The sequence below is a fragment of the Serratia sp. BNK-23 genome (assembly GCF_047456145.1).
Taxonomy (GTDB): domain Bacteria; phylum Pseudomonadota; class Gammaproteobacteria; order Enterobacterales; family Enterobacteriaceae; genus Serratia; species Serratia nematodiphila.
In genome coordinates this window covers 1,388,277-1,410,448 of record NZ_CP179900.1, presented here as the reverse complement: position 1 = coordinate 1,410,448, position 22,172 = coordinate 1,388,277, and the positions used below count along the sequence as shown (strand labels likewise).

General features: G+C 63.1%; 22 protein-coding genes. 7 read left to right on the top strand and 15 right to left on the bottom strand.

Translation table 11 applies throughout. The features are described 5' to 3' along the window. Positions 1–70: 70 nt before the first annotated feature. From truA to ACMGF9_RS06645, 4 genes are all read right to left on the bottom strand, one after another. Positions 71–892: a tRNA pseudouridine(38-40) synthase TruA gene (gene truA, locus ACMGF9_RS06660; protein ID WP_015378593.1), complete on the bottom strand. Its 822-nt coding sequence runs from the start codon at positions 890–892 to the stop codon at positions 71–73. Further along, positions 892–1,902 (bottom strand): aspartate-semialdehyde dehydrogenase, encoded by a 1,011-nt coding sequence (locus ACMGF9_RS06655; RefSeq protein WP_015378594.1) that lies wholly within the window; start codon positions 1,900–1,902, stop codon positions 892–894. Before ACMGF9_RS06655 ends, truA begins: the two co-directional genes overlap by 1 nt. Before the next feature lie 110 nt (positions 1,903–2,012). Beyond that, positions 2,013–3,134, bottom strand: a complete 1,122-nt coding sequence (gene pdxB, locus ACMGF9_RS06650; protein ID WP_021505571.1) for a 4-phosphoerythronate dehydrogenase PdxB — start codon at positions 3,132–3,134, stop codon at positions 2,013–2,015. Between the two features lie 53 nt (positions 3,135–3,187). Beyond that, entirely contained in the window at positions 3,188–3,961 is a 774-nt protein-coding gene (locus tag ACMGF9_RS06645; RefSeq protein WP_015378596.1) for an AraC family transcriptional regulator, read from the bottom strand. 117 nt (positions 3,962–4,078) lie between these two features. On the opposite strand from ACMGF9_RS06645, the gene ACMGF9_RS06640 reads away from it, so the two are divergent. Continuing rightward, on the top strand, positions 4,079–4,999 hold the full coding sequence (locus ACMGF9_RS06640) for a DMT family transporter (RefSeq protein WP_004936141.1): 921 nt from the start codon (positions 4,079–4,081) through the stop codon (positions 4,997–4,999). On the opposite strand, the gene ACMGF9_RS06635 is transcribed toward ACMGF9_RS06640, so the two are convergent. From ACMGF9_RS06635 to ACMGF9_RS06625, 3 genes are all read right to left on the bottom strand, one after another. Beyond that, positions 4,996–6,414: a sensor histidine kinase gene (locus ACMGF9_RS06635; RefSeq protein WP_004936144.1), complete on the bottom strand. Its 1,419-nt coding sequence runs from the start codon at positions 6,412–6,414 to the stop codon at positions 4,996–4,998. The genes ACMGF9_RS06640 and ACMGF9_RS06635 overlap by 4 nt on opposite strands. After that, positions 6,401–7,075 (bottom strand): transcriptional regulator TctD, encoded by a 675-nt coding sequence (gene tctD / locus ACMGF9_RS06630; RefSeq protein WP_004936146.1) that lies wholly within the window; start codon positions 7,073–7,075, stop codon positions 6,401–6,403. The genes ACMGF9_RS06635 and tctD overlap by 14 nt, the downstream gene beginning before the upstream one ends. Positions 7,076–7,242: 167 nt before the next feature. Beyond that, positions 7,243–7,488: a hypothetical protein gene (locus ACMGF9_RS06625; RefSeq protein ID WP_021505572.1), complete on the bottom strand. Its 246-nt coding sequence runs from the start codon at positions 7,486–7,488 to the stop codon at positions 7,243–7,245. A gap of 360 nt (positions 7,489–7,848) precedes the next feature. On the opposite strand from ACMGF9_RS06625, the gene ACMGF9_RS06620 reads away from it, so the two are divergent. From ACMGF9_RS06620 to ACMGF9_RS06610, 3 genes are read left to right on the top strand one after another with little or no spacing between them, the layout of a single operon-like run. After that, positions 7,849–8,829 (top strand): Bug family tripartite tricarboxylate transporter substrate binding protein, encoded by a 981-nt coding sequence (locus ACMGF9_RS06620; protein ID WP_015378599.1) that lies wholly within the window; start codon positions 7,849–7,851, stop codon positions 8,827–8,829. A gap of 15 nt (positions 8,830–8,844) precedes the next feature. Next, positions 8,845–9,276, top strand: coding sequence for a tripartite tricarboxylate transporter TctB family protein (locus ACMGF9_RS06615; RefSeq protein ID WP_004936154.1), 432 nt, complete (start codon positions 8,845–8,847; stop codon positions 9,274–9,276). Between the two features lie 11 nt (positions 9,277–9,287). Next, positions 9,288–10,805, top strand: coding sequence for a tripartite tricarboxylate transporter permease (locus ACMGF9_RS06610; protein ID WP_015378600.1), 1,518 nt, complete (start codon positions 9,288–9,290; stop codon positions 10,803–10,805). A 34-nt stretch (positions 10,806–10,839) separates the two neighbouring features. Here the strand turns inward: ACMGF9_RS06610 and ACMGF9_RS06605 are convergent, their stop codons facing one another. Both ACMGF9_RS06605 and ACMGF9_RS06600 read right to left on the bottom strand, forming a co-directional pair. Beyond that, a complete protein-coding gene (locus tag ACMGF9_RS06605) occupies positions 10,840–11,469 on the bottom strand; it encodes a CatB-related O-acetyltransferase (RefSeq protein WP_015378601.1) in 630 nt (209 codons plus the stop codon). 156 nt (positions 11,470–11,625) lie between these two features. Beyond that, positions 11,626–12,621 carry a DMT family transporter gene (locus ACMGF9_RS06600; RefSeq protein WP_031300548.1) on the bottom strand — a complete coding sequence of 332 codons (996 nt, stop codon included), beginning with the start codon at positions 12,619–12,621 and terminating at the stop codon, positions 11,626–11,628. Positions 12,622–12,793: 172 nt separating this feature from the next. Here ACMGF9_RS06600 and ACMGF9_RS06595 point away from each other — a divergent pair, with 172 nt between their 5' ends. Continuing rightward, positions 12,794–14,260: a PLP-dependent aminotransferase family protein gene (locus ACMGF9_RS06595; RefSeq protein WP_166730212.1), complete on the top strand. Its 1,467-nt coding sequence runs from the start codon at positions 12,794–12,796 to the stop codon at positions 14,258–14,260. Here ACMGF9_RS06595 and ACMGF9_RS06590 read toward each other — a convergent pair. The 4 genes from ACMGF9_RS06590 to ACMGF9_RS06575 are packed head-to-tail and all read right to left on the bottom strand — an operon-like array spanning position 14,257 to position 17,911. Beyond that, positions 14,257–14,757 (bottom strand): protein disulfide oxidoreductase, encoded by a 501-nt coding sequence (locus tag ACMGF9_RS06590; protein ID WP_414160611.1) that lies wholly within the window; start codon positions 14,755–14,757, stop codon positions 14,257–14,259. The two genes, ACMGF9_RS06595 and ACMGF9_RS06590, sit on opposite strands and share 4 nt — an antisense overlap. Next, positions 14,750–15,466 (bottom strand): DsbA family protein, encoded by a 717-nt coding sequence (locus tag ACMGF9_RS06585; RefSeq protein ID WP_312425077.1) that lies wholly within the window; start codon positions 15,464–15,466, stop codon positions 14,750–14,752. The genes ACMGF9_RS06590 and ACMGF9_RS06585 overlap by 8 nt, the downstream gene beginning before the upstream one ends. Then, entirely contained in the window at positions 15,463–17,499 is a 2,037-nt protein-coding gene (locus ACMGF9_RS06580; protein WP_414160610.1) for a protein-disulfide reductase DsbD family protein, read from the bottom strand. The genes ACMGF9_RS06585 and ACMGF9_RS06580 overlap by 4 nt, the downstream gene beginning before the upstream one ends. A gap of 49 nt (positions 17,500–17,548) precedes the next feature. Continuing rightward, positions 17,549–17,911 carry a hypothetical protein gene (locus tag ACMGF9_RS06575; RefSeq protein WP_015378607.1) on the bottom strand — a complete coding sequence of 121 codons (363 nt, stop codon included), beginning with the start codon at positions 17,909–17,911 and terminating at the stop codon, positions 17,549–17,551. Positions 17,912–18,116: 205 nt separating this feature from the next. Here ACMGF9_RS06575 and flk point away from each other — a divergent pair, with 205 nt between their 5' ends. After that, positions 18,117–19,145, top strand: coding sequence for a flagella biosynthesis regulator Flk (gene flk, locus ACMGF9_RS06570; RefSeq protein ID WP_021505579.1), 1,029 nt, complete (start codon positions 18,117–18,119; stop codon positions 19,143–19,145). Positions 19,146–19,149: 4 nt separating this feature from the next. Here flk and ACMGF9_RS06565 read toward each other — a convergent pair whose 3' ends face one another. Then, positions 19,150–19,605: a rhodanese-like domain-containing protein gene (locus ACMGF9_RS06565; protein WP_021505580.1), complete on the bottom strand. Its 456-nt coding sequence runs from the start codon at positions 19,603–19,605 to the stop codon at positions 19,150–19,152. 93 nt (positions 19,606–19,698) lie between these two features. On the opposite strand from ACMGF9_RS06565, the gene ACMGF9_RS06560 reads away from it, so the two are divergent. Then, the gene (locus ACMGF9_RS06560; protein WP_351006336.1) at positions 19,699–21,132 is read left to right on the top strand and encodes a PLP-dependent aminotransferase family protein; all 1,434 of its coding nucleotides are present in this window, start codon (positions 19,699–19,701) and stop codon (positions 21,130–21,132) included. Between the two features lie 27 nt (positions 21,133–21,159). Here the strand turns inward: ACMGF9_RS06560 and ACMGF9_RS06555 are convergent, their stop codons facing one another. Then, positions 21,160–22,056 (bottom strand): endonuclease/exonuclease/phosphatase family protein, encoded by an 897-nt coding sequence (locus ACMGF9_RS06555; RefSeq protein ID WP_015378611.1) that lies wholly within the window; start codon positions 22,054–22,056, stop codon positions 21,160–21,162. Between the last annotated feature and the right edge of the window lie 116 nt (positions 22,057–22,172).

Below are 22,172 nucleotides of genomic sequence, written 5' to 3'. Positions count from 1 at the left end.
TCATTGATGCCGGGCGTTTCAATCACCCGGCAGAAGCACAAGGGAGCGACGCTTTCAGGCGTGCCGGCGTTTAATCGTCGGGCAAAAACAGCGGCCCCATCGGCGGCCGCGGCAGACCAAAGTGGTCAGGGTAATCCACGGCAACCAGATACAGCCCCTCGGCTCGCGCCGTCGCCGCCGCCAGATTGCGATCCTTCAGCGCCAGCAACTCGGCCATCCAGTTCTCATCCTGATTGCCGCAGCCGATCTCCATCAGGCTGCCGACGATGTTGCGAACCATGTGATGCACGAAGGCATTCGCCTTGATATCTACCACAATATATTCGCCGTAGCGCGTAACCTTAACGTGTTTTACGCAGCGCCACGGGGTGCGCGACTGGCATTGCACCGCGCGGAACGACGTGAAATCGTTCTCGCCCAGCAGCGCCTGCGCCGCCCGATGCATGCGATCGGCGTCCAGCGGGTGATAAAAATGCGTTACCCCCTGCTGCAGCACCGCCGGCCGGTAGCGATGGTTGAAAATGATATAGCGGTAGCGGCGCGCGGTGGCGCTGAAACGCGCGTGAAAATCGTCGGCAACGGGGCTCACCCAACGCACCGCAATATCCGGCGGCAAATGGGTATTCACCCCCATCGTCCAGGCGGCGTCCTTGCGGCGCGCAGTGGTTTCGAAGTGCACCACCTGCCCGGTGGCGTGCACCCCGGCGTCGGTACGCCCGGCGCACAGCACGGTAATCGGTGCATCCGCCACCTTGCTCAACGCCTGCTCCAGGCGTTCCTGCACGCTGGCCACTTCTTGCTGCCGCTGCCAGCCGTAATAACGGCTGCCGTCATATTCGATGCCCAGCGCTACCTTCAGCGTCGGCTGAGCGGGCGAGACCACCTCAGACATCAGTACATCTGCTCCTGCACCAGACGCTCGGCGGTTTCGACAGCCATCAACGCGCCGCCGAAGCGCACGTTGTCCGCCACCGTCCAGAACTGCAGCAGCTCGGGGATGCCGTAATCGTTACGCAGGCAGCCGATGCTGAGCGCATCGCTGCCGGAAGCGTCGGTGACCTGGGTCGGGTAATCGTCCTCTTCGCTCAGCTGAATATCTTCGACCTCTTCGAGCTCGCTGCGCGCCTCTTCGGCGGACAGCGGGCGCAGCGCTTCCAGGTGCACCACCTGCGCGTGACCATAAAACACCGGCGACTGAACGCAGCTCACCGAAATCGGCAGCCCTTCATCCTGCAGCACCTTGCGCACCTGATCGACGATCAGGCGCTCTTCGCGCACGCTGCCCTGCTCGTCGGCGACAAGCGGCAGCAGGTTGAACGCCAGCTGTTTACCGAAAACGCCTTCCTCGGCCGGAATGCCGTTCAGCAGGCGCGCGCTCTGGCCGGCCAGATCGTCCACCGCCACCTTGCCGCGCGACGATACCGACATCAGCGTGGTGACGTGCAGACGCGACAGCCCCGCCTGTTCGGTCAGCGGTTTGATCGCCGTCAGCAGTTGGCTGACCATGCTGTCGGCCACCGCCACGATATTGCGGTTACGGTAATCCGCCAGCACCTGCGGGTTCACGCCCGGCACCACCAGCGGCACATCCGGCTCCATGGCGAACAGGCCGCTGGTGTCGATCACCAGGCAGCCCATGTTGCCGGCTTCTTCGGCATAGCGCGCGGAAGCGTCGCTGCCGGCGACGAAGAAGGCCAGCTGCGCCTGCGACCAGTCGAACTCTTCGGCATTTTGCACCAGAAGAGACTTGCCGTTGAAGCGCACATTGGCGCCCGCGCTGCGTTCGCTTGCCAGAGGATAGAGCTCACCCACCGGGAACTGGCGTTCCTGCAACAATTCCAGCAACGCTTCACCTACCGCGCCAGTGGCGCCGAGCAGCGCGATATTCCAGCCGTCAGACATCGGGTTTTCTCCAGAGTATTTCATTCATAAAAGCACACGGGCAGTGCAATCACCGCCCGATAATCTTTACCGCTCACTGTAGCGGCGTTGGCTTAAGACAACCTTACGCCCTACGCCACGCTGAAGCCCAGCTTGCCGAGCAGCTCGGCGCTGGCGCTGTCATCGCATTGCACGGCCAGCGAAGACCACTCGCGGCGCTCCTGGTAGTGCTTGCGCAGGCGATCGAATTCGCCCGGTTGCCCGGCGACTTTGCGCAATGGCGCATCATCGCGGCGCACATCATACACCAAGTGCATCAATCGTTTTAACCGCGCTTCATCCAGCGGCCCGTTGAGGCGGATCTGGCTGAACTCCGGCACCGGCAGTAGCGAGGCCAGCGCCACCTGCTGCGGCTGCCCCAGATGGCGGCTGAACGCTTCGAACACCTGGGTGGTGCCGCGCGCCTTGCCTTCCAGCGTATACCCGGCGATATGCGCGGTGCCGATATCCACCCGCGCCAGCAGCGGCAAGGCGAGGTCCGGCTCCGGTTCCCACACGTCCAGCACCGTGCTCAGCTTTTTGCCCTTTTCCAGCGCCTGCAGTAGCGCGGCGTTATCCACCACCGGCCCGCGGCAGGCGTTGATCAGAATGCGGTTGTCCGGCAGCGCCGCCAGCAGGTCGGCATCCGCCAGATGCAGCGAATGGTAAGGGCCGGATTTATTCAGCGGCGTATGGAAGGTCAGCACATCGGCCTCGGCCACCAGCTTCTCCAACGGCCAGAACTCCCCGGCGTCGCCGCGATCGGCGCGCGGCGGATCGCACAGCAGCGTGCGCACGCCCAACGCTTTGAGGCGCGCGTCCAGGCGGGAACCGACGTTGCCCACGCCGACGATGCCGACGGTTTTATCCCGCAGGTGGAAGCCGTCGCGTTCGGCCAGCAGCATCAAGGCGGAGAACACATACTCGACCACCGCGATGGCGTTGCAGCCCGGCGCGGCGGAAAACCCGATGCCCTGCCGTTGCAGCCAGGCGTCATCGACGTGATCGGTGCCGGCGGTGGCGGTGCCGACAAAGCCGATGCGGCTGCCGGCCAACAGGGCTTCATTGACCTTGGTGACCGAACGCACCATCAGCGCGTCGGCATCCGCCAGCGCCTCAAGCGGGATCGGACGCCCCGGCACCGCCTGCACGTCGCCCAGGCGGCTGAACAGCTCGGCCGCGTACGGCATATTTTCATCAACCAGAATTTTCACTGCGTTCTCCGACGGTTTACGGCTATTGGTCTGCGAAATAGTGTGCCACTGAATCAGGCACGGCGAAAGCGCTCAGGGGTGGTGCCGGCGATCTGCTGGAACATGACGATAAAGGCCGACGCGGAGCTGTAGCCGACGTCCAACGCCACGTCCTGCACGGTTTTGCCCTGCTCGAGCAACGACACGGCATGCAGAAAACGCAGGCGCTGGCGCCACTCGCTGAACGACATGCCCAGATCCTGCTGGCAGCGGCGCGACAGCGTGCGCTCGGTGGTGTAGACCCGCGCCGCCCACGTTGCCAGCGAGGTGTTGTCCGCCGGGCAATGCTCCAGCGCTTCCAGCACCGGCGCCAAAAATTTGTCGTCCGACGACGGCAGATAGGTTTGCTGACGCGGCGACAGGCGCAGCTGGTCGATCAGCACCTGACAGAGGCGCAAATCCTCCTCCGCCTGCGGAATGTACTGCTTGCGCGCATAGAAATCCTCGGCGATGGCACGGAAGATGGGCGTTACGCTCACCAGACAGGGGTCGGCCGGCATGCCGGCGCACAGCGCCGGCGTAATGTCCACCATGCGGCACTGCGCCAGTCGCTGGTTGTAGCAGGAGTGTTCGATGCCCGCCGGCGCCCACAACACGAACTCCGGCGGCGCCAGAAAGCGCTGCCCGCCGATGCGCAGCACCATCACCCCGGCTTTGACCCACATCAACTGGCCCCAGGTGTGGCTGTGCGGCTGGAATTCGGTGCGCGCGTTAAACTCTTCACAGCGGAACTGCACCGGGTTGGGCGCCGGGATCAGCGACTCAGGGAAATGGCGGATTTCTGGCATGGTTTCGTCCCGTGATTTGTCTTGTTTACGCCGATTTTTGTCTGGATATCGCTATATATGATAAACCGGACACGCGTAGACTAGCCAGCATGTTGGACGTTATTGAGAATAATTATCATGAATATGCTCTTCCCACTGTTGGCCGTGCTGATATGGTCGATTAACGCCGTTGTCAGCAAACTCTCCGCCACCGCCATCGATCCGGCGGCCATTTCACTTTACCGCTGGCTGCTGGCGCTGATCGCCCTGACGCCGTTCGTGCTGCCGGGCGTGCTGCGCAATTGGGCGCAGGTGCGCGCCAACTGGTGGAAACTAATGATCCTCGGCTTGCTGGGCATGGTGCTGTATCAAAGCCTGGCCTATTACGCGGCGCACAGCGTCAGCGCGCTGTTTATGGGCATCATCGTGTCGCTGATCCCGCTGCTGACCATCCTGATCAGCATCGTCCTGCTGCGCATTGCGCCGACCGTCGGCGTGCTGCTCGGCAGTATTCTCTCCTTCGGCGGTTTGATCTGGCTGGTCAGCGGCGGCCAGCCCGGCGTGCTGCTGCAGCACGGTATCGGCAAGGGGGAATTGATGATGCTGCTCGCCACCGCCTCTTACGCGCTGTATGGCGTGTTGACCAAACGCTGGGCCATCGCGCTGCCGAACTGGCAATCGCTGTACGTGCAGATCCTGTTCGGCGTGCTGCTGCTGCTGCCTAATTTCCTGATGGCGCAGGATGTCGGCTTGAACGGCCATAACCTGCCGCTGGTGCTGTTCGCCGGCATTCCGGCTTCGATCATCGCCCCGTTCCTGTGGATCCAGGGCGTGATGCGCCTGGGCGCCAACACCGCCTCGATCTTCATGAACCTGGCGCCGGTGTTTACCGCCGCTATCGCCGTGCTGTTCCTGCATGAGCAGTTGCACGGTTATCACCTGATCGGCGGCGGCATTACCCTGCTGGGCGTTATCCTGTCGCAGCGGCTGCGCACGCCGCTGACGCGTAAAGCCAAAGCCCCGGCGGCCGACGTCGAGTCCTGCAAAGAACAGGCTTAAGGCAACAGCCTGAAACGCACCCGCACCAACAGACCGCCCAGCGCGGCGGAGCTCAACAGCTCCGGGCGGGTGCCGTGATAGGCGGTGATGTCCTTCACCAGCGCCAGCCCCAGGCCGGCGCCCGGCTGATCGCCCACGTTGTCCAGCCGGTGAAATGGCTGCAGCGCCAGCGCCTTGTCCTGCAAGGCGATGCCGGGGCCGCTGTCTTCAATCTCCAGCACGCCTTCCCCCGTCGCCTTCTCCTGCGTGAGGCGAGCGGTGACCACGCCCTGACGCGGTGTGTATTTCAACGCGTTGTCCAACAGGTTGGCGCACAGCTCGGCCAACAGCAGCGGTTCCCCCGCCACCTGACACGCCGCTTCACCTTCGAAGCCGAGATCGATCTGTTTGCTGCGCGCCTGTGGCAAGCGGGAAAAACAGGCGTCGCGCAGCACCTGCGCCAGGTTGACCGGCTGCAGCTTGCGCTCGGCCTGGTGCTCGCTGGCCTTCAGGCGTGAGAGATACAGCAGGCGGTCGGTCAGTGCCACGGTATTGTCCAGCGTCGCGCTCATCGCCTGCAGGCTTTCGCGCCACTGCTGCGGCCGATCGCTGGCCAGCGCCACCCCGACCTGAGTCTTCAACACCGCCAGCGGCGTGCGCAGCTGGTGGGAAGCGTCGGCGCTGAAACGTTCCTGACGCGCCACCATCAGCCGCAGCCGTTCGATATAGCGATTGAACGCCACCAGCAGCGGCTGCATCTCCGACCACGGCAATACCCGCGGCAAGGGCGTCAGCTCGCCCGGATCGCGCCGCAGCATGATGCCGGAGAGTTTACGCATCGGCTTCAACACCCGCTTGAGCAGCGCGAACGCCAGGATCAGGGTCAACACCACCACCGTGCCCTGGCTCAGCAGCGCCGCGATCATCATCTGCCGCGCCAGGTAACGGCGCGACTCCAGGGTTTCCGCCACCAAAATGGTCGCCATGCCGCTCACCCCCGACTCGTTGACCGGCTGAAACAGCGCCGCCACGCGGATCGGCCGGCCGAGATATTCCGCATCGTAAAAATGCACCAGCGCCGGGTAGAGCGTGGAGCGCGGGATATGGGGCGGCAGCGACGGCAAATCGTCATAACCCGAGATGCTTTTTCCCTGCGGCGAAATCACCTCGTAATACAGCTGATCGTTCATGTTGCGCTCGAAGCTGTCGAGCACCACATAGGGCACATCGACCGCCAGCTTGCCTTCGCGCACCACCAGTCGCTCCGCCACGGTGCGCGCCGACGCCAGCAGCGTGCGATCGTAAGCCAGAGTGGCGGCGCTCATGGCGCTGAAATAGTGGGTGTAGATGGAGATACCGCCCAACGCCAGCAGCGGCAGGCCAAAAAACAGCAGCAGTTGATAGAACAGCGAACGCGGGGCGTTAAACCACCGCATTGCACAGCTCCAGACTGTAGCCCAGACCGCGCAGCGTGACGATCGCCACGTCGCTGCCCTGCAGCTTTTTCCGCAGGCGGTGTACGTAAAGCTCGATGCTCTCCGGATTGGCCTCGTCGGACAGCGTAAACACCTGCTCGAACAGCTGTTGTTTGGCCACCGGGCGGCCGCGCCGATGCATCAGCGCGGTCAACACCGCCAGTTCGCGCGGCGTCAGCGCCAGCGGCTTGCTCTCCAGCAGAAAATAGCCTTCGTCATGGTAGGTCAACGCGCCGTACTGCAACGCCGGCTGTGGGGCGCCGACGCTGCGGCGCAGCAGCGCCCGAATACGCGCCTCCAGCTCGTCCAATTCGAACGGCTTGGTGAGGTAATCGTCTGCCCCCAGATTCAGGCCCCTTACCCGATCGGCCACGTCGGTGCGCGCCGTCAGCAACAGCACCGGCAGATCCTGCCCGCGCTTGCGCAGGCGCGCCAGCAAATCCAGGCCGTTCAAACGCGGCAACGCCACATCCAACACCGCCAGCGCATAACGCTCGTTGAGCAACAGATGATCGGCCGCCACGCCGTCCGGGGCGACGTCGACGGCAAACCCGGCGCCGGTCAGCGCCTTTTGCAACCAGTGAGACAGCTCGGGGTGATCTTCAACCAATAACAGTCGCATGTTCCCATTCCATTGATTTACCTGAACAACCTGGCGCCGACACGGCATCCGTTAACAGGCTGATAACAAAGGATGGCATGGAAAATAAGGGGATAAAAGAGCGCCGCGCCGCCAGTTTTGGGAGCTGGCACACAATTATGCGTATGGAGCGCGATCGCAGGGCGGCGTCAGATCAGCGGAATGGGGCTATCGGCAACGGCAATGTCCAGCACCGGGCGCAGCTTGTCGGCGGTAAACGGCGAAGAAACCAGCACGGAGCGGTTGTTGGCGGCAAACACCAGATCGATGCCGGTCACGCAGGCGGTCATCTGACAGGCATACTTTTCACCGTCGGCGTTGACGAAATGCAGCTCAAACACGCCAACCTCGGGGCGCAGGCGCTTCAAACGACACTGCCCGCTTTCTCCCGCCATCTCGGCGTAGACCTCAGGCAACCGTTTAATTGCGCATACTTTGGCGCTGTCCCTGCCACCAAACAATTTCCCTAACGAAAACATATTACTGCGTCTCTATTCATTTCACTGATCATGATTTTATCGCAAAAGCAGAACGACAAACCTGATATTACGCAGGATTTTGGCCGGTTTAGCGCCCTGTTCTTGCCCTCGTTTCTATGGTAGCGCACCCGCCATTCGCTGGCGACAAGAGACCCTAATCACAGACTGGAAACTTTTCCGGCCACTGAAAGGTAAATGAAAGGTTGTTGTTTTAACAATCCTGCAACCGCACCCGGCGGGATTTCACAACCAGAACAATACCGAGGGCAAGTCACAATGAAAAAAATAATGACCCGAACCTTTACCGCCGCCGCCCTGTTGCTGGCGGCCTCTCAGTCCTTCGCCGCAGAGGCGCCCAAACGCACCGAATGCATTGCGCCGGCCAAACCCGGCGGCGGCTTCGATCTGACCTGCAAACTGATTCAGGTGTCGCTGCAGGATACCAAGGCCATCGATAAACCGATGCGCGTCACCTATATGCCCGGCGGCGTCGGCGCGGTGGCCTACAACGCCATCGTCGCACAACGCCCGGCGGAGTTCGGCACCGTGGTGGCCTTCTCCGGCGGCTCGCTGCTCAATCTGGCCCAGGGCAAGTTCGGCCGCTACAACGTGGACGACGTGAGATGGCTGGCGGCGGTCGGCACCGACTACGGCATGATCGCAGTGCGTGCCGACTCGCCTTACAAAACCCTGAAAGACCTGATGGACGCTTTCCAAAAAGATCCCAACAGCGTGGTGTTCGGCGCCGGCGCCTCCATCGGCAGCCAGGACTGGATGAAAACCGCGCTGCTGGCGCGCGAAGTCGGCGTGGATCCGCGCAAGATGCGCTACGTGGCGTTCGAAGGCGGCGGCGAGCCGGTCACCGCGCTGCTGGGCAACCATATTCAGGCGGTTTCCGGTGACCTGAGCGAGATGGTGCCTTACCTGCAGGGCGACAAGATCCGCGTGCTGGCGGTGTATGCCGAGCAACGTCTGCCGGGCCAGCTGGCCGATATTCCCACCGCCAAAGAGCAGGGATACAGCCTGGTGTGGCCGATCATTCGCGGCTTCTACGTCGGGCCGAAAGTCAGCGATGAAGAGTATCAGTGGTGGATCGACACCTTCCAGAAAATGATGGCGACCGACGAATTCAAGCAGCAGCGCGATCTGCGCGGCCTGTTCGAATTCAACCTGACCGGCAAAGAGCTGGACGCCTACGTGAAGAACCAGGTTGCCCAATACCGTGAGCAGGCGAAAGTGTTCGGCCTGGCCAAATAACCGCAGGGGAAAACCATGAGCGATCGTATTTTTGCCGGTTTTTGGCTGCTGCTGTGTATCGGCGGGCTGTTCATCGGCTGGGGCATCCAGAGCGAATACAGCTATGAACCGCTGGGGCCGCGCCCGTTCCCGCTGGCGATCCTCAGCCTGATGGCGCTGTGCGCAGCCCTGCTGTTGCTGCGCCACCCGCAGGCGGTGGAGTGGCCGCACAGCAAGGTGTTGCAGCGGCTGCTGGTGCTGGTGATCACCCTGGTGCTGTATGCCTGGGGCTTTGAATGGCTCGGCTTCCCGCTGGCGACCGCGCTGCTGACGTTCAGCATCGGCCTGTTGTTTCAGGCCAGCCTGCCGGCGGCGGCCATCTCCGGCGTCATCATGGGCGCAGCGTTGTACTACGCCTTTGACCAACTTCTCGATGTCACACTGCCGCTCGGCGCCTGGCTGAGCTAACGGGAGCGATGATGGATACCTGGATGTATTTGACCCAAGGGTTTGAAGTGGCGCTGGTGCCGCAGAACCTGATTATCGCCCTGATCGGCTGCTTCGTCGGCACCATCGTCGGCCTGTTGCCGGGGCTGGGGCCGATCAACGGCGTGGCGATCCTGCTGCCGCTGGCGTTCGCCCTCAAACTGCCGGCCGAATCGGCGCTGATCCTGCTGGCGACGGTGTATATCGGCTGCGAATACGGCGGGCGCATCTCGTCGATTCTGCTCAACGTGCCGGGCGACGCGGCGGCGATCATGACCGCGCTGGACGGCTACCCAATGGCGCAGCAGGGGCGCGCCGGCGTGGCGCTGTCCATCTCGGCGGTCAGCTCGTTCGTCGGCTCGATGATCGCCATCGGCGGCATCATTCTGTTCGCGCCGCTGCTGGCCCGCTGGTCGCTGGCCTTTGGCCCGGCGGAGTATTTCGCCCTGATGGTGTTCGCCATCGCCTGCCTCGGCAGCATGATGAGCCAGAACCCACTGAAATCGCTGCTGGCGGCGCTGATCGGCCTGGGGCTGGCAACGGTGGGCGTCGACGCCAACACCGGCGTTTACCGCTTTACCTTCGACAGCGTGCACCTCTCCGACGGCGTGCAGTTCATCGTGGTAGTGATCGGCCTGTTCTCGGTCAGCGAAATCCTGTTGATGCTGGAGAGCACCAGCGCCGGCCAGAAGCTGGTGCGTAAAACCGGCCGGCTGCTGTTCAACCGCAAAGAGGCGGCGCAGTGCGCAGGCCCTACCCTGCGTTCGTCGGTGATCGGTTTCTTCGTCGGCATTCTGCCGGGCGCCGGCGCCACCATTGCCAGCGCGCTGACCTACATGACCGAGAAGAAAATCAGCGGCAACAGCGACACCTTCGGTAAAGGCGATATCCGCGGCGTCGCGGCGCCGGAAGCGGCCAACAACGCCTCGGCCTGCGGTTCGTTCATTCCGATGCTGACGCTGGGGGTGCCGGGCTCCGGCACCACGGCGGTGATGATGGGCGCGTTGACGCTGTACAACATCACCCCCGGCCCGGCGATGTTCACCGAACAGCCGGATATCGTCTGGGGGCTGATCGCCGCGCTGCTGATCGCCAACGTCATTTTGTTGATCATGAACCTGCCGCTGGTCGGCCTGTTCACCCGCATGCTGACCATCCCGTTGTGGTTCCTGGTACCGGCGATCGCCGCGGTTTCGGCGGTGGGGGTTTATGCGGTGCACAGCACCACCTTCGACCTGCTGCTGATGGTCGGATTGGGGGTGTTCGGCTACATCCTGCGCAAAATGCATTTCCCGATGTCGCCGCTGATTCTGGGCTTTGTGCTGGGTGAGATGCTGGAACAAAACCTGCGCCGCGCGCTGTCGATCAGCAACGGCGAGTTCGGCATTCTGTGGAGCAGCAGCATCGCGCAAACGCTGCTGGTATTGGCGGTCGCGGTGCTGGCGTTGCCGCCGCTGCTGCGCCTGATGCGCAAACGCCGCCAACCGACGGCCGAGGCCAAGGCCGAATAACGCGAAACGGGCGGGGATCCCCCGCCCGTAGTGTTTAACGGCGCAAGGCCGCCATTCCCCTTTCCAGCGCCCCGATATCGTTATCGGCAAGCAACGGCTGAATCACCGCAAAGTCCACCTCGGACAAGTCATAGAGGCGCAAGGCAAGCAACCGTGCTATGACTTCCGGCGCGAACCGCCAACGGATAAACCTCGCCGGGTTACCACCGACGATGGCATAAGGCGCAACATCGCCGGCCACCACGCTACCGGCGGCGACGATCGCCCCCTCGCCTATCGAGATCCCCGGCATCAGCATCGCCCGCATGCCGATCCAGCAGCCGTCACCCAGCCGGGTATCACCTTTGGGACGGTATGCCTGCTTGATGGTTGCCATAAACGGATACAGGCTCAGCCAGTCGATGCGATGGGTGTGATTACCGCCCATCAGGATCACCGCTTCGGCCGCGATGCACACATAATCGCCGATCAGCAGGCGATCTATTTCGCCCAGCGGCTGCCATTGGCGGCTGACCGCGTCGCCGTGCAGATAGCGCACCACCGAGCGTTCGAAGCCGTTATCCCAGCAGTCGCTGTAGTAGCTGTGGGTGCCTTTGACGATGATATTCGGGTTGGTCACCGTCTGATGCAGCAGTTCGGTTTGGGACCAGTGTTTTTCGGACATGGCGTATTCTCTTGTTACCGGAATAAAAGCCACGGAACGGAATGTCTGTGGCCGTGTTGTCGTTCACTCAACACGGCCATTCAAGCGATAAGCGCTCGTTTCAATCTCGGGTTATTCATCATTAGTGCCTCCCTTGCGAGGCACAAGGGTAACCGATCACGCCTCGGCGGTCTTGCTTTTCAACAGCAGCACCCCGCCCATCACCAACGCGCTGCCCAGCAGCTGCAGCTGATTCATGCTTTCCCCCAGCAGGAAATAGGCGATCACCGCGGTGAACACCAGTTCCAGCGACAGGATCAGGTTGGCCACCGCCAGCGGCAGCGTTTTCAGGCTGATGTTATACAACCCGAAGCCCAACAGCGTCGGCCCGGCGGCCAATGCCAGCAGCAACAGCCAGCCGCTCCACTGGATGCCCTGTGCGCCGTGCGACAGGAACCACAAATCGCCGGCCATGCCGTGGAACGCCGCCAACGGGAACGCCGTCAGCGCCGCGTTGAACGCCATCTGATACAGCGCCGAAAAACCGAACACGTACAGGATGGTGTTCCACACCGGATAGCCGCGTTCGCTGGCCACCCGCCCGCCGAGGGTATACAGGGTATAGCCGATGCCCGACAGCATCCCTACCAGCAGCCCCAGCAGATCGAAGTGGCTGTTCCCCATGCTGTCGCCGTTGCTGACCAGGAAGCAACCGCCCAGGCTGATGGCGATCACCAGCAGTTGGCGCAGCGTCAGGCGCTCGCTGTACATCACCCAGCCGAGGAACACGGTAAAGCCCACCGAACAGTAGGTCAGTATGGTCGCCACCGACGCGCCATTCAGCGCTACCGACAGCGTCCACAGGCTGTTGAACAGCGCCAGCAGCAGCCCGTAAAGCGCGTAGAACACCACCTGCTCACGGCGCAGACGCGCCCACTGCGGTTTCACCAGCAACAGCAGCGGCAACAGCACCAGCGCCACCAGCGCCGCGCGCCAGAACGCCAGCACGAAGGTCGGCAGCTGATAGTACTCGGTCAGCGCGCGGATGATGATGGCGGTAAAGGCCAGCAGCATGGCGCTGATAATGGCGATGACGTAACCCTGGCTGCTGCCCTGCAAGAGACGCGCGCCGGGCAACGCCGGCCGGGCGGAAACGCCTGACGGTAATGACATGAGATCCTCGGGAAAATGGCGACATAAATGCTCAGGCGCACAGTGTAACGCGGCCATATTTTCCCACTATAGCCACTTTTCGGCCTTGTCATGCAGGCCACTTTTCTGCGCTTGAAGCCCTGTTGACATGGGGTATAGTAAAAAGCTATCTCCCTAACCGGGCCAATTTCGCATGCACATTCCGTTAGATCGCGAGCAGGACGTTCCGCTGTATTTGCAGATCGAAGAAGCGCTGCGGCGCGCCATCCTCACCGGCGTGTTCGTGGATGGCGACAAGCTGCCCTCGACACGCACGCTGGCGGCCGAATTGGCGGTCAGCCGTTTGACGGTGGATAACGCCTATGCCGAACTGGCGGCCAAGGGCTTTTTGCACCAGCGGCGCGGCAGCGGCGCCTATGTCGCGCACCCGCAGGCGCAAACGCGCCCGGCCCGGCCGACCAGCAACGCCCCTTTCCCGCTGGAGAGCTTCACCACCCTCACCTCGCGGCTGGACGGCTATGCCGACGCCCCGCTGCCGGAGGGGCTGATCAACTTTGCCGCCGGCGTCGGCAGCCCCAAGATATTTCCTCTGGAGGCGTTTCGCAAAGTGCTGCTGTCGGTGCTCAGCCGCCACGCGGAAGAAGCCTTCAGTTACGGCGAATACTGCGGCTACTACCCGCTGCGCGATACGCTGAGCCGCATTCTCAGCGCCCAGGGCATCCCCACGCAGGCCGAACAGGTGCTGATCACCAACGGTTCGCAGCATGCCATCAGTCTGGTGGTGCAAAGCCTGCTGGCGCCGGGTGATACGGTGATCGTCGAAGAGCCGACCTACGCCGAAGCGCTGGGCCTGCTGCGCCAGCACCGCATCAATATCGTCTCCGTGCCCGGCGATCGCCACGGCATGCTGGTCGATCGACTGCCCGAGCTGCTGGAACGCCACCGCCCTAAACTGATCTACACCATCCCCAATTTCCACAACCCGACCGGCCGCTGCCTGAGCGAGGCCCGCCGGCGGCGCCTGCTGGCGATCGCCCAACAGGCCGGCGTGGTGATCCTGGAGGACGACTTCGTCGGCGATCTGCGTTATCAGGGCAAACAGCTGCCGTCGCTGCGAGCGCTGGCGCAGCCGGGCGCGGTGATCTACGTCAGCACCTTCTCCAAAATGCTGCTGCCCAGCATGCGCATCGGCTATCTGGTGGCGGACAGCGAACACTATCAGCGTTTCGCCAGGCTGAAACACGTCGACAGCTTCACCAGCTCCAGCCTGATCCAGCGCGCGCTGGACGCGTTCGTCACCGTCGGCCGTTACGACAAGCAGCTGCGGCGCGCCGGACGCGTCTACCGCCTGCATCTGGAAGTGATGATCGACGCGTTGCAACATCGGCTGCCGCCGGGGTGCCGTTTCGAAATGCCGCAAGGCGGCTTGTTTATCTGGCTGACGCTGCCGAAGGCGGTGACCACCGCCGAGCTGATGCCGGTGGCCTGGCGACACGGGGTGACCTTCGCGCGCGGCGAATGCTTCTATGCGCAGGAACAGCTGGGCGCACACGGCCTGAGGCTGAATTTTGCCGCCAACTCGCCGCCGCAGATTGAAGAAGGTATCGCCCGGCTGTGCCGGGCGATTGAGGAAGTGATAGCGGAGAAAAGCACCGGTTAGACGGCGGCCCACCACAGCCGCAGCTTCATCCCCCAGTAGCTGGTCCAGCCGGTGGTGCTTTGCACCACCTTGCCCTGCGAGATCACCACGAAGGTCGGCGTGACGCCAATCCGCCACTGCGCCGACAGCGCGCCGGCCGGATCGTTGACCACCGGCAGCGCCAGCCGTTTACGCGCCAGCCACTGCTTCACCTGGGCATCATCGCCCGATCGCAGCGCGACGGTCAGCACGTTGCCGCCCACCGCCTGCAAGCGGGCGACGTCCGGCGTGGTGAAACGGCAAACGCCGCACCAGCTGGCCCAAAAGTAAACCAGCAGCGGCCGCTCATGGCTGAGCTGCGCCAACGACACGCGCTCGCCGTCCAGCGAGGTCAGCGTCTGGGCATCGAAGGCCGGCGGCGCCTGCGGCGCGTTCAGCCAATCCATCACCGTCACCACCGCCAATGCGATCAGCGCCAGCAACAACAACTCGCGCCCCCAGCGCTTGAGCTTAGCCATTGTTAGCCTTCGCCAACTGCTGTTTCACCATCGCTTCCAGCTCTTCATACGACACCGCCCCCGGCAGCATTCGATCGCCGATCAGCGTCGCCGGCGTCCCTTGTACGCCCAGTTGCTCCGCCAACGCCATATTGGTGCGCAGCGTGGTCATGCTCTGTTCGCTCGGCGCCACCGCCTTGACGCCGGTTTTCTCTTGCGCGGCGGCGATGCTGGCATTGTCGTGGAAGCCCTTTTTCGCCATCAGCCGCTGGTGCAGGGCCCAGAATTGATCCGGGTGCTGTTGCCAGGTGGTGAGCGCCACGCGCGCCGAACTGACCGAGCTTTCGCCCTTGAACGGCAGCAGCTTCACCACCAGCGCCACGTCCGGATATTGCTTGACGATTTTCTCCAACATCGGATCAAAACGCTTGCAGTACGGGCAGTTATAGTCGGTAAAGGTCACCAGCGTCAGTTTGGCGTTGGCGGCGCCCAGGCGCGGGCTGGCCGGATCCTGGTACAGCGTTTTGGCGTTCTGCTTGATAGCCTGGCTGATTTGCTCGCCGGCGGTTTGCTGCTGCCAGGCGTCCACCGCCTGCGCCAGAATGTCCGGGTTGGACACCAGCGTTTCACGGATCATCTCTTTGATACGCGCCTCTTGCGCCGGGGTGAAAGGTTCGGCGGCCCACGCTGGGGCGACGATGATCATCAGTAAAATCAGTAGTTTTTTCATTGTTCGGTTCCTTTGGCATGGGAAAGCGTTTGCAGCACGGCGTCACGGGTCAACAGCGGGGATAACACCTCGCCGTCCGGGCTGCCGGGGCCATAGACTTGGTTAAAAGGCACGGCGACGCTGCCGCGCTTTTGCAGGAAGGCGCCGATGTCGGCCGATGGACGGCTCCAGTCGCCGCGCAGCGCGACCACATCGTCGGCGCTCAGCGCGCGCTGTACGTCATCACGCAGCAGCACATTGAACTTGTTGGCTTTACAGGTCACGCACCAGTCGGCTGTCACGTCGACGAACACCCGCTTATGCTGCGCCAGCGCCTCGGCGATCGCTTGCTCGCTCAGCGGTTGCCACTGCACCCGATCCTGCAACGGTTGGCGCCACAGGCCGGCGCTCAGCGATCCGGCCAGCAGGACCACACCCGCCAGCACCACAGTGCCCGCCGCCAGCTTGGCCGCCAAGCGTGCCCCCTGTTGGCGCCACACCGCCAGCAGCAACGCCAGCAGCGCCAACGCCCCCAGCCACAGCGTGGCCTGCACGCCGATATGGTTGCTCAGCAGGCTCAGCAGCCACAGCGACGACGCCAGCATCAGCAGCCCCATCGCCAGCTTGACGGTATTCATCCAACGGCCGGGGCGCGGCAAACGCAGCGCCAGCGACGGCCAGGCGGCGATCAGCAGCCACGGCAGGCTCATGCCGATGCCGAGCGCGATGAACATGCCCCACAGCACCGGCAGCGACGCCGCCAGCGCGAAGGCCACCGCCGTGCCGAGAAACGGCGCCGAGCACGGCGTCGCCAGCAGCGTGGCGAACGCGCCCTGCCAGAAATGGCCGCTCAGACCGCGCCCGTTATGGGTCGCCAGCGAGGTATTCAGATCGGACGAGAGACGCAAATGGAACAGGCCGAACAGGTTGGCGCTGAACAGCAGCGTCACCAGCACCATAAAGCCGATAAACCACGGATTCTGGAACTGAATGCCCCAGCCGAGCGCGTGGTTGCCGAGCCGCAGCAGCGTCATCAGCAGGGCCAGCGCCATAAACGAGGCGACGATGCCCAGCGACGACGCCAGGAACTGCAGACGAACGCTGCGCCGATCGCGCCGCTCCACCTGCAGGATCGAACCGAGCTTGATGCCCAGCACCGGCAGCACGCACGGCATCAGGTTGAGGATTAACCCGCCCGCCAGCGCCATCAATACCGCCTGCCACAACGGGAACGCCGCACCGGCGGGCGCGGCCAACGCATCGCCAATCGGCAACGTAATCTGCTGCGCCATGCCGCCGTCGTCGATCACCAGCGTCAGCGTTTTGCCGCGCAGGTCCGGCGCCGCATCGCCCCAGCCATCGCTGACCGGCACTCGCGCCAGCAACCGAGCGCCGTCGGTTTCAACCTGCGGCTTGCCGAGATCGGCATCCGCCAGCGTATCGAAGAACAGCGCAGGCTGTTGCCAGCCGGCGGCGCGTTCGGCGGCAATCTGCAGCTCGCCGCTGCGATACCCGGCCTTGACGTTATCCGCCAACCCGGCGGTGATCGGCACCTGCCCCATCGCCTGCGCGAAATCGTGATTAAACTGCGGATCGTGAGGCGTCGCCAGATCCAGACTGAACGGGTAGTCGGTCAGAATGCAGACGTTGCTGCAGGTGGACAGCGTCAGCGTACCCGCCAGCGGGCCGGATACCTGGCCTGACATCACGATCGGCAACGTGACCCGATCGTGATAGCCCTGGGTGGAAATGCCGGCCACCTCGAAACGCTGCGGCGTCGGCCAGTGCCAGGTCGCCGGCGGTGGGTTGCCTTGCCAGACGATAGCCGGCGCGATGCCGCCTTCGCCCGGAGAGCGCCAATAGGTTTTCCAGCCTTTTTGCAGCTCGACCGACAGCAGCAGGCGGGTCTCACCCGGCTGTGACGTGTCGGCGCGCAGCCGCACCTTGGCATGATCGTTGGCCGGATTTTGCAGCCAGCCGCTGTCCGCCGCCTGCAAGGCAGGCAGCCACAGCATAAACAGGCAAGCGCAGGCCAGCCTGATGATTTTCAACATGTTAATTCTCCATAAATGATTAATTCACCACGAAAAACGGGCGATTAACTCATTCACGGAAGACGCATAATCGAAGGTGCACCCTGAGGGTGGGCGGAGAAATGGCGCGAGGAGGAGGAATGCGCAGACGCGCGGCGATGGTCGGCGCCAACAGCGCCAGCAGCAGACCCAGCCCGAACAGCACGGTTTCGAACATCACCGGCGGCGCGGCCAGCAATGACTTGGCACTCAGCTCACAGGGCGTCGGCTGCGCTTCGGCGGCCTCATCGCCGGATTGAACGGCGGTGGCGGCCGGGATCCCCAGCGTTTGCTGCAGCGCATGCAGGCCCGCCATGCGCTGGGTCATGCACGTCAGCACCACCAGGCAAGCCAGGCATAAAAACCATTTTGCAATCCGCTGCCGTTTAACCATGCCATCCTCATGTTCAGATCTGGGGTTATCTTAGCGGCGCAGACGCGATTAGCAACGTTTTGTCGGTAAAGAAATGTCTGAGCGGCGGTATTGATGGCGGCGATTTACAGGTATCATAGTGGGTAAGCCTGCGCTTTTCGCCGGGTACGATGACGATTCTCTCCTCCAGGCATTCTGCGGGGATACACAGCGAAGGACTGGTGATATGCAACCTTTGAGTGGGCCGGGCACCCCAATCGCCGGCGAACGCCCCCCCTCCCCGGGCAAAACGGCGGCCACTGACGATCAACCCCTCTCTCCGGCGCAGCGCACGACGCTGGAAAAACTGATCGTGAAAATCATGACGCTCAGCCCGGTCAAATCGGCGGAGATCTGGGCGTCTCTGCGTCACGATCTCGGCGCCGACAAAGGCGGCGAACTGCTGGCGCGCCATTTTCAACCGGCGGAACAGCTGCTGCAAACGCGCCTGACGCAGGCGCAGCAAAACCATGCCGGGCGCCAACTGCTGCAACAGCTGGCCGAATTGCTGCCGCAGGGCAATAACCGCCAGGCGGTCAGCGACTTTATTCGCCAGCAGTTCGGCCATACGGTGTTGAGCCAACTGAGCCCACCGCAATTGCAACAGGTACTTAATCTGTTGCAAACCGGCGGCCTGACCATTCCCCAGCCGCAGCAAACCGCCACCAGCGATCGCCCGCTGCTGCCCGCAGAGCATCAAAGCCTGCAGCAGCAGATCACCAAACTCAGCGCCGCCACCGGCGAAGCGCCGGCTAAAATCTGGCAAACGCTGTTCGATCTGGCGGGCGTGAAAACCAACGATCCGCTGCCGGCGCGCCACTTCCAGCTGCTGAACCAGTTTTTACAGGTGAAGGTGGCGCTCAGCCCGCAGAACGCGCCGACGCTGAACAACCTGTTGGCGGCACTCAAGCAGCCGGCGGACGAGCGAGAACTGCAGCAGATGAACGACTATTGCCAGGCGCGCTTCAACTGCGGCGCCAATGCGCCGCTGACGCATCCGCAAATGAGCGACGCCATTCATCAGCTGTTTGCCCGCCGTCTGGATAAAGCCGGCACGGCGCAGCCGATCGCCAGCCACCCTGTCGAACCGCAGCCGCTGCTCAACCCGCTGATCGCCGCCTTGCCTCTGCCGCTGCAAAAAGCGCTGAGCAAGCCGGCCGTGGCGCTGATCCTGCTGCTGTTGGCGTTGGCGGTCGTGCTGGCGCTGGTGTTTTAACGCCTCAGGCGCAGCCGCAGTCCTCAGCAGCCGCCCGATCGCGCAGCGATCCCGGCTGTTCTCCGATGGCCAATGGATGGCCATCACGCAGCCAGAAGTCCAGCCCGCCGATCAGCTCCTTCACCCTGAATCCCAGTTTCGCCAGCTTGTAAGCACCTTTGGTGGATCCGTTGCAGCCAATGCCGTCGCAGTAGGTCACATACACTTTCCGGCGATCCAGCTGCGCCGTGCCGGCTTCATCCATCAGGCGATGCGGCAAACTGAGCGCACCGGGGATATGCCCGGCGGCGTACAGCGCCTGCGCGCGGGTGTCGATCACCACCATCCCGTCCACGCCATTGCGCAGATCTTCCGCCACATCCCAGGCATCCGCATAGCGGCTCAGTTTAGCCGCCAGATAGGCCAGGCTTTCTTCCGGCGCCGCCGGCGGAAAAGCCAGCACCAATGATTCTTTCGACATATCACTTACTCCCGTGCATCAAGACAGATGACAATAGTGCCCCATTTTGGTCTTATGATTGATACCCATTATCCACAGATGATAAGACCCATTATGCGGCACACGCTGATCACGCTGTTTCAGCAATCGCCCCAGGCCGTCGGCACGCTGCGCGAACGTCTTTGTGCAGCATTGCGGCAGGCCATCCACCACGGCGCATTGAACATTGGGCAACGCCTGCCCTCCAGCCGAGTGCTGGCTGGGGATCTGAAACTCTCAAGGGTGACCGTCGAAGCAGCGTACGGCCAGTTGGAGGCGGAGGGGTATTTGCAGCGCCGCGTCGGCCAGGGCACATTTGTGGCTATCCGCATCGCCAAATCGCTGCCGCCGCCGCCTCGCACCGCCATGCCGCGCCTTTCGCAACGCGGCCAACAGATCGTGCAAACCGGCGGCTGCCGCGATCCGCAGCAGCCACAGGCGTTTGCCGCCGGCTCGCCGGATCTGCGCGCGTTTCCGCTAGCCTTGTGGAAGCAACTGACCGCACAGCGCCTGCGGCTACAGGGAGAAAGCCTGCTGCGCTACGGTGACCCGCAGGGCTATTTGCCGCTGCGTGAAGCGATTGCCGCCCACGTCAACCAAACGCGCGGCGTAATCTGCGATGCAAACCAGGTTATCGTGCTGACCAGTTCACAGCAGGCGCTGCAGCTGATCGCCACGTTGCTGCTGGACAGCGGCGACAGCGTCTGGATGGAAGAACCGGGTTACGCCGGGGCGAGAAACGCCTTTATCAGCGCCGGCGCCGCCCTGACGCCGGTGGCGGTAGACAGCGACGGCCTGCGCGCTGAGCCCTCCTTGCCCGAGCCGCGTTTGATTTATTTGACGCCCTCGCACCAATACCCAACCGGCGCAGCGCTCAGCCTGGCGCGCCGCTTGGCACTGCTGACGCTGGCGGAAAAGCAGCAGGCCTGGATCATTGAGGACGATTACGACAGCGAGTTTCATTACGACGGCCTGCCGATACCGGCGATGCAGGGTCTGGATCGCCGTGGCCGGGTGCTGTACCTCGGCACCTTCTCCAAATCGCTGTTCCCTTCGCTGCGGTTGGCGTACCTGATCGTACCGCCCACGCTGGTTGAAGCGTTCGTCACCGCACGCACGGTGTATGACGGCCACAGCGCGCAGCTGATGCAGGCGGTCACCGCCGAATTCATCCGCCAGGGGCACTTCGCCGCGCATATCCGCTACATGCGCCAACTCTACCATAGCCGGCGCGATGTGTTGCTGGCGGCAGTACGCGAAAAACTCGACCACTTCGCCACCCCCGCTCCCGCCGCCGGCGGCCTGCAGCTCAGCGTCTGGCTGCCGCCCGGCCAGGAGGCAGCGCTCAGCCGGCAAGCGCGGCGGCTCGGCATCCTTACGCCCGGGTTAACAGCGCAATACCAAACGGTTCAGGCGCAGCGCGACGGGTGGCTGCTGGGCTTTTCGGCCCTGACGCCGGGCGAGATCCGCTGCGCCGTCGAGCGGCTGGCGCGGATCACCGTGGCTTAGCCTGGCCCCAATGGGACGCCGATCGGCTTATTGTTCGGTCAGGCGCATCTCCGCCACCAGCGGCAGGTGGTCGCTCACCGCCGGCCAATGCACGCCGTTCCAGTCGCCGCTGGCGTTCGGCACCGTCAGGCTGTCAAGATGCCAGCGCTGCGCGTTGCCGGTGAAGATGTAATCCACCTTGATCTCGGCGTTTTCCGCCGGCCAGCTGCGGCCGTCCTGCCCGTTGGGCATGATATCGTTCCAATAGCGGCTCAGCTCCAGCCAGGTGACGCTGCCCGGCACATCGTTCATATCGCCGAACAGCAGCTTGATGCCGCGCACTTCGATGGTGCGATCGTTCAGCTCCCGTACCTGATCCAGACGCATCGTCGGATCTTCCTTGGTATCGAGGTGGGTGTTGAACAGGGTGATCGGCGTCGGGAACTCCGGCACATCGACCTTGGCGCTGAAGGCGATGCGCTGTTCGCGCTGGCCGGACGGCAGCGGATAGATCACGGCATCGTGCAGCGGATACTTCGACAGAAACGCCAAACCATATTCGCCGCCGTCGAAATCGATCGCCCGGCCGAACACCGCCTGCATGCCGGTCAGTTTCGCCAGTTCCGCCGCCTGATCGACCCGCCCGCTGCGGGCGGTGAGTTTATCCACCTCCTGCAGCGCCACCACGTCGACATTCATCGCGCGAATCGCCTTGGCGATGGCGGTCATGTCGCTGACCTTGCCGGCGGCGATATTGAAGCTGGCGACGCGGATCTTCGGCGCCTGCTCCAGTTCGTAGGTTTTGTTCTTCAGGCCGCCCAACGCGCTGGCCACTTCGCGGCTGTTGGCGTTGCTGTTGGCGTGCCCGGTATCGGCAGACGACCAGGCGCTGTGAGAGATGCCCAGGGACAGTAAGGTGATAAGCAGAGCGTGACCGGTGTGCATGAATTCTCCTTGAGGGACAGATAAGTGTTATGTGGGCGCTTCCTGGCCCACAGCTAACACCGATTTTGCCGCAGAAACCTGCGACTATTTCCTAGTTGCACCGCTATTTTTCGTTT

Bases quoted from the DNA above. Each gene is read 5' to 3' on its own strand.
- truA (WP_015378593.1), bottom strand. From the start codon at position 892: ATGTCTGAGGTGGTCTCGCCCGCTCAGCCGACGCTGAAGGTAGCGCTG.
- ACMGF9_RS06655 (WP_015378594.1), bottom strand. From the start codon at position 1,902: ATGTCTGACGGCTGGAATATCGCGCTGCTCGGCGCCACTGGCGCGGTA.
- ACMGF9_RS06645 (WP_015378596.1), bottom strand. From the start codon at position 3,961: ATGCCAGAAATCCGCCATTTCCCTGAGTCGCTGATCCCGGCGCCCAAC.
- ACMGF9_RS06640 (WP_004936141.1), top strand. From the start codon at position 4,079: ATGAATATGCTCTTCCCACTGTTGGCCGTGCTGATATGGTCGATTAAC.
- ACMGF9_RS06635 (WP_004936144.1), bottom strand. From the start codon at position 6,414: ATGCGGTGGTTTAACGCCCCGCGTTCGCTGTTCTATCAACTGCTGCTG.
- tctD (WP_004936146.1), bottom strand. From the start codon at position 7,075: ATGCGACTGTTATTGGTTGAAGATCACCCCGAGCTGTCTCACTGGTTG.
- ACMGF9_RS06625 (WP_021505572.1), bottom strand. From the start codon at position 7,488: ATGGCGGGAGAAAGCGGGCAGTGTCGTTTGAAGCGCCTGCGCCCCGAG.
- ACMGF9_RS06620 (WP_015378599.1), top strand. From the start codon at position 7,849: ATGAAAAAAATAATGACCCGAACCTTTACCGCCGCCGCCCTGTTGCTG.
- ACMGF9_RS06615 (WP_004936154.1), top strand. From the start codon at position 8,845: ATGAGCGATCGTATTTTTGCCGGTTTTTGGCTGCTGCTGTGTATCGGC.
- ACMGF9_RS06610 (WP_015378600.1), top strand. From the start codon at position 9,288: ATGGATACCTGGATGTATTTGACCCAAGGGTTTGAAGTGGCGCTGGTG.
- ACMGF9_RS06605 (WP_015378601.1), bottom strand. From the start codon at position 11,469: ATGTCCGAAAAACACTGGTCCCAAACCGAACTGCTGCATCAGACGGTG.
- ACMGF9_RS06600 (WP_031300548.1), bottom strand. From the start codon at position 12,621: ATGTCATTACCGTCAGGCGTTTCCGCCCGGCCGGCGTTGCCCGGCGCG.
- ACMGF9_RS06595 (WP_166730212.1), top strand. From the start codon at position 12,794: ATGCACATTCCGTTAGATCGCGAGCAGGACGTTCCGCTGTATTTGCAG.
- ACMGF9_RS06590 (WP_414160611.1), bottom strand. From the start codon at position 14,757: ATGGCTAAGCTCAAGCGCTGGGGGCGCGAGTTGTTGTTGCTGGCGCTG.
- ACMGF9_RS06585 (WP_312425077.1), bottom strand. From the start codon at position 15,466: ATGAAAAAACTACTGATTTTACTGATGATCATCGTCGCCCCAGCGTGG.
- ACMGF9_RS06580 (WP_414160610.1), bottom strand. From the start codon at position 17,499: ATGTTGAAAATCATCAGGCTGGCCTGCGCTTGCCTGTTTATGCTGTGG.
- ACMGF9_RS06575 (WP_015378607.1), bottom strand. From the start codon at position 17,911: ATGGTTAAACGGCAGCGGATTGCAAAATGGTTTTTATGCCTGGCTTGC.
- flk (WP_021505579.1), top strand. From the start codon at position 18,117: ATGCAACCTTTGAGTGGGCCGGGCACCCCAATCGCCGGCGAACGCCCC.
- ACMGF9_RS06565 (WP_021505580.1), bottom strand. From the start codon at position 19,605: ATGTCGAAAGAATCATTGGTGCTGGCTTTTCCGCCGGCGGCGCCGGAA.
- ACMGF9_RS06560 (WP_351006336.1), top strand. From the start codon at position 19,699: ATGCGGCACACGCTGATCACGCTGTTTCAGCAATCGCCCCAGGCCGTC.
- ACMGF9_RS06555 (WP_015378611.1), bottom strand. From the start codon at position 22,056: ATGCACACCGGTCACGCTCTGCTTATCACCTTACTGTCCCTGGGCATC.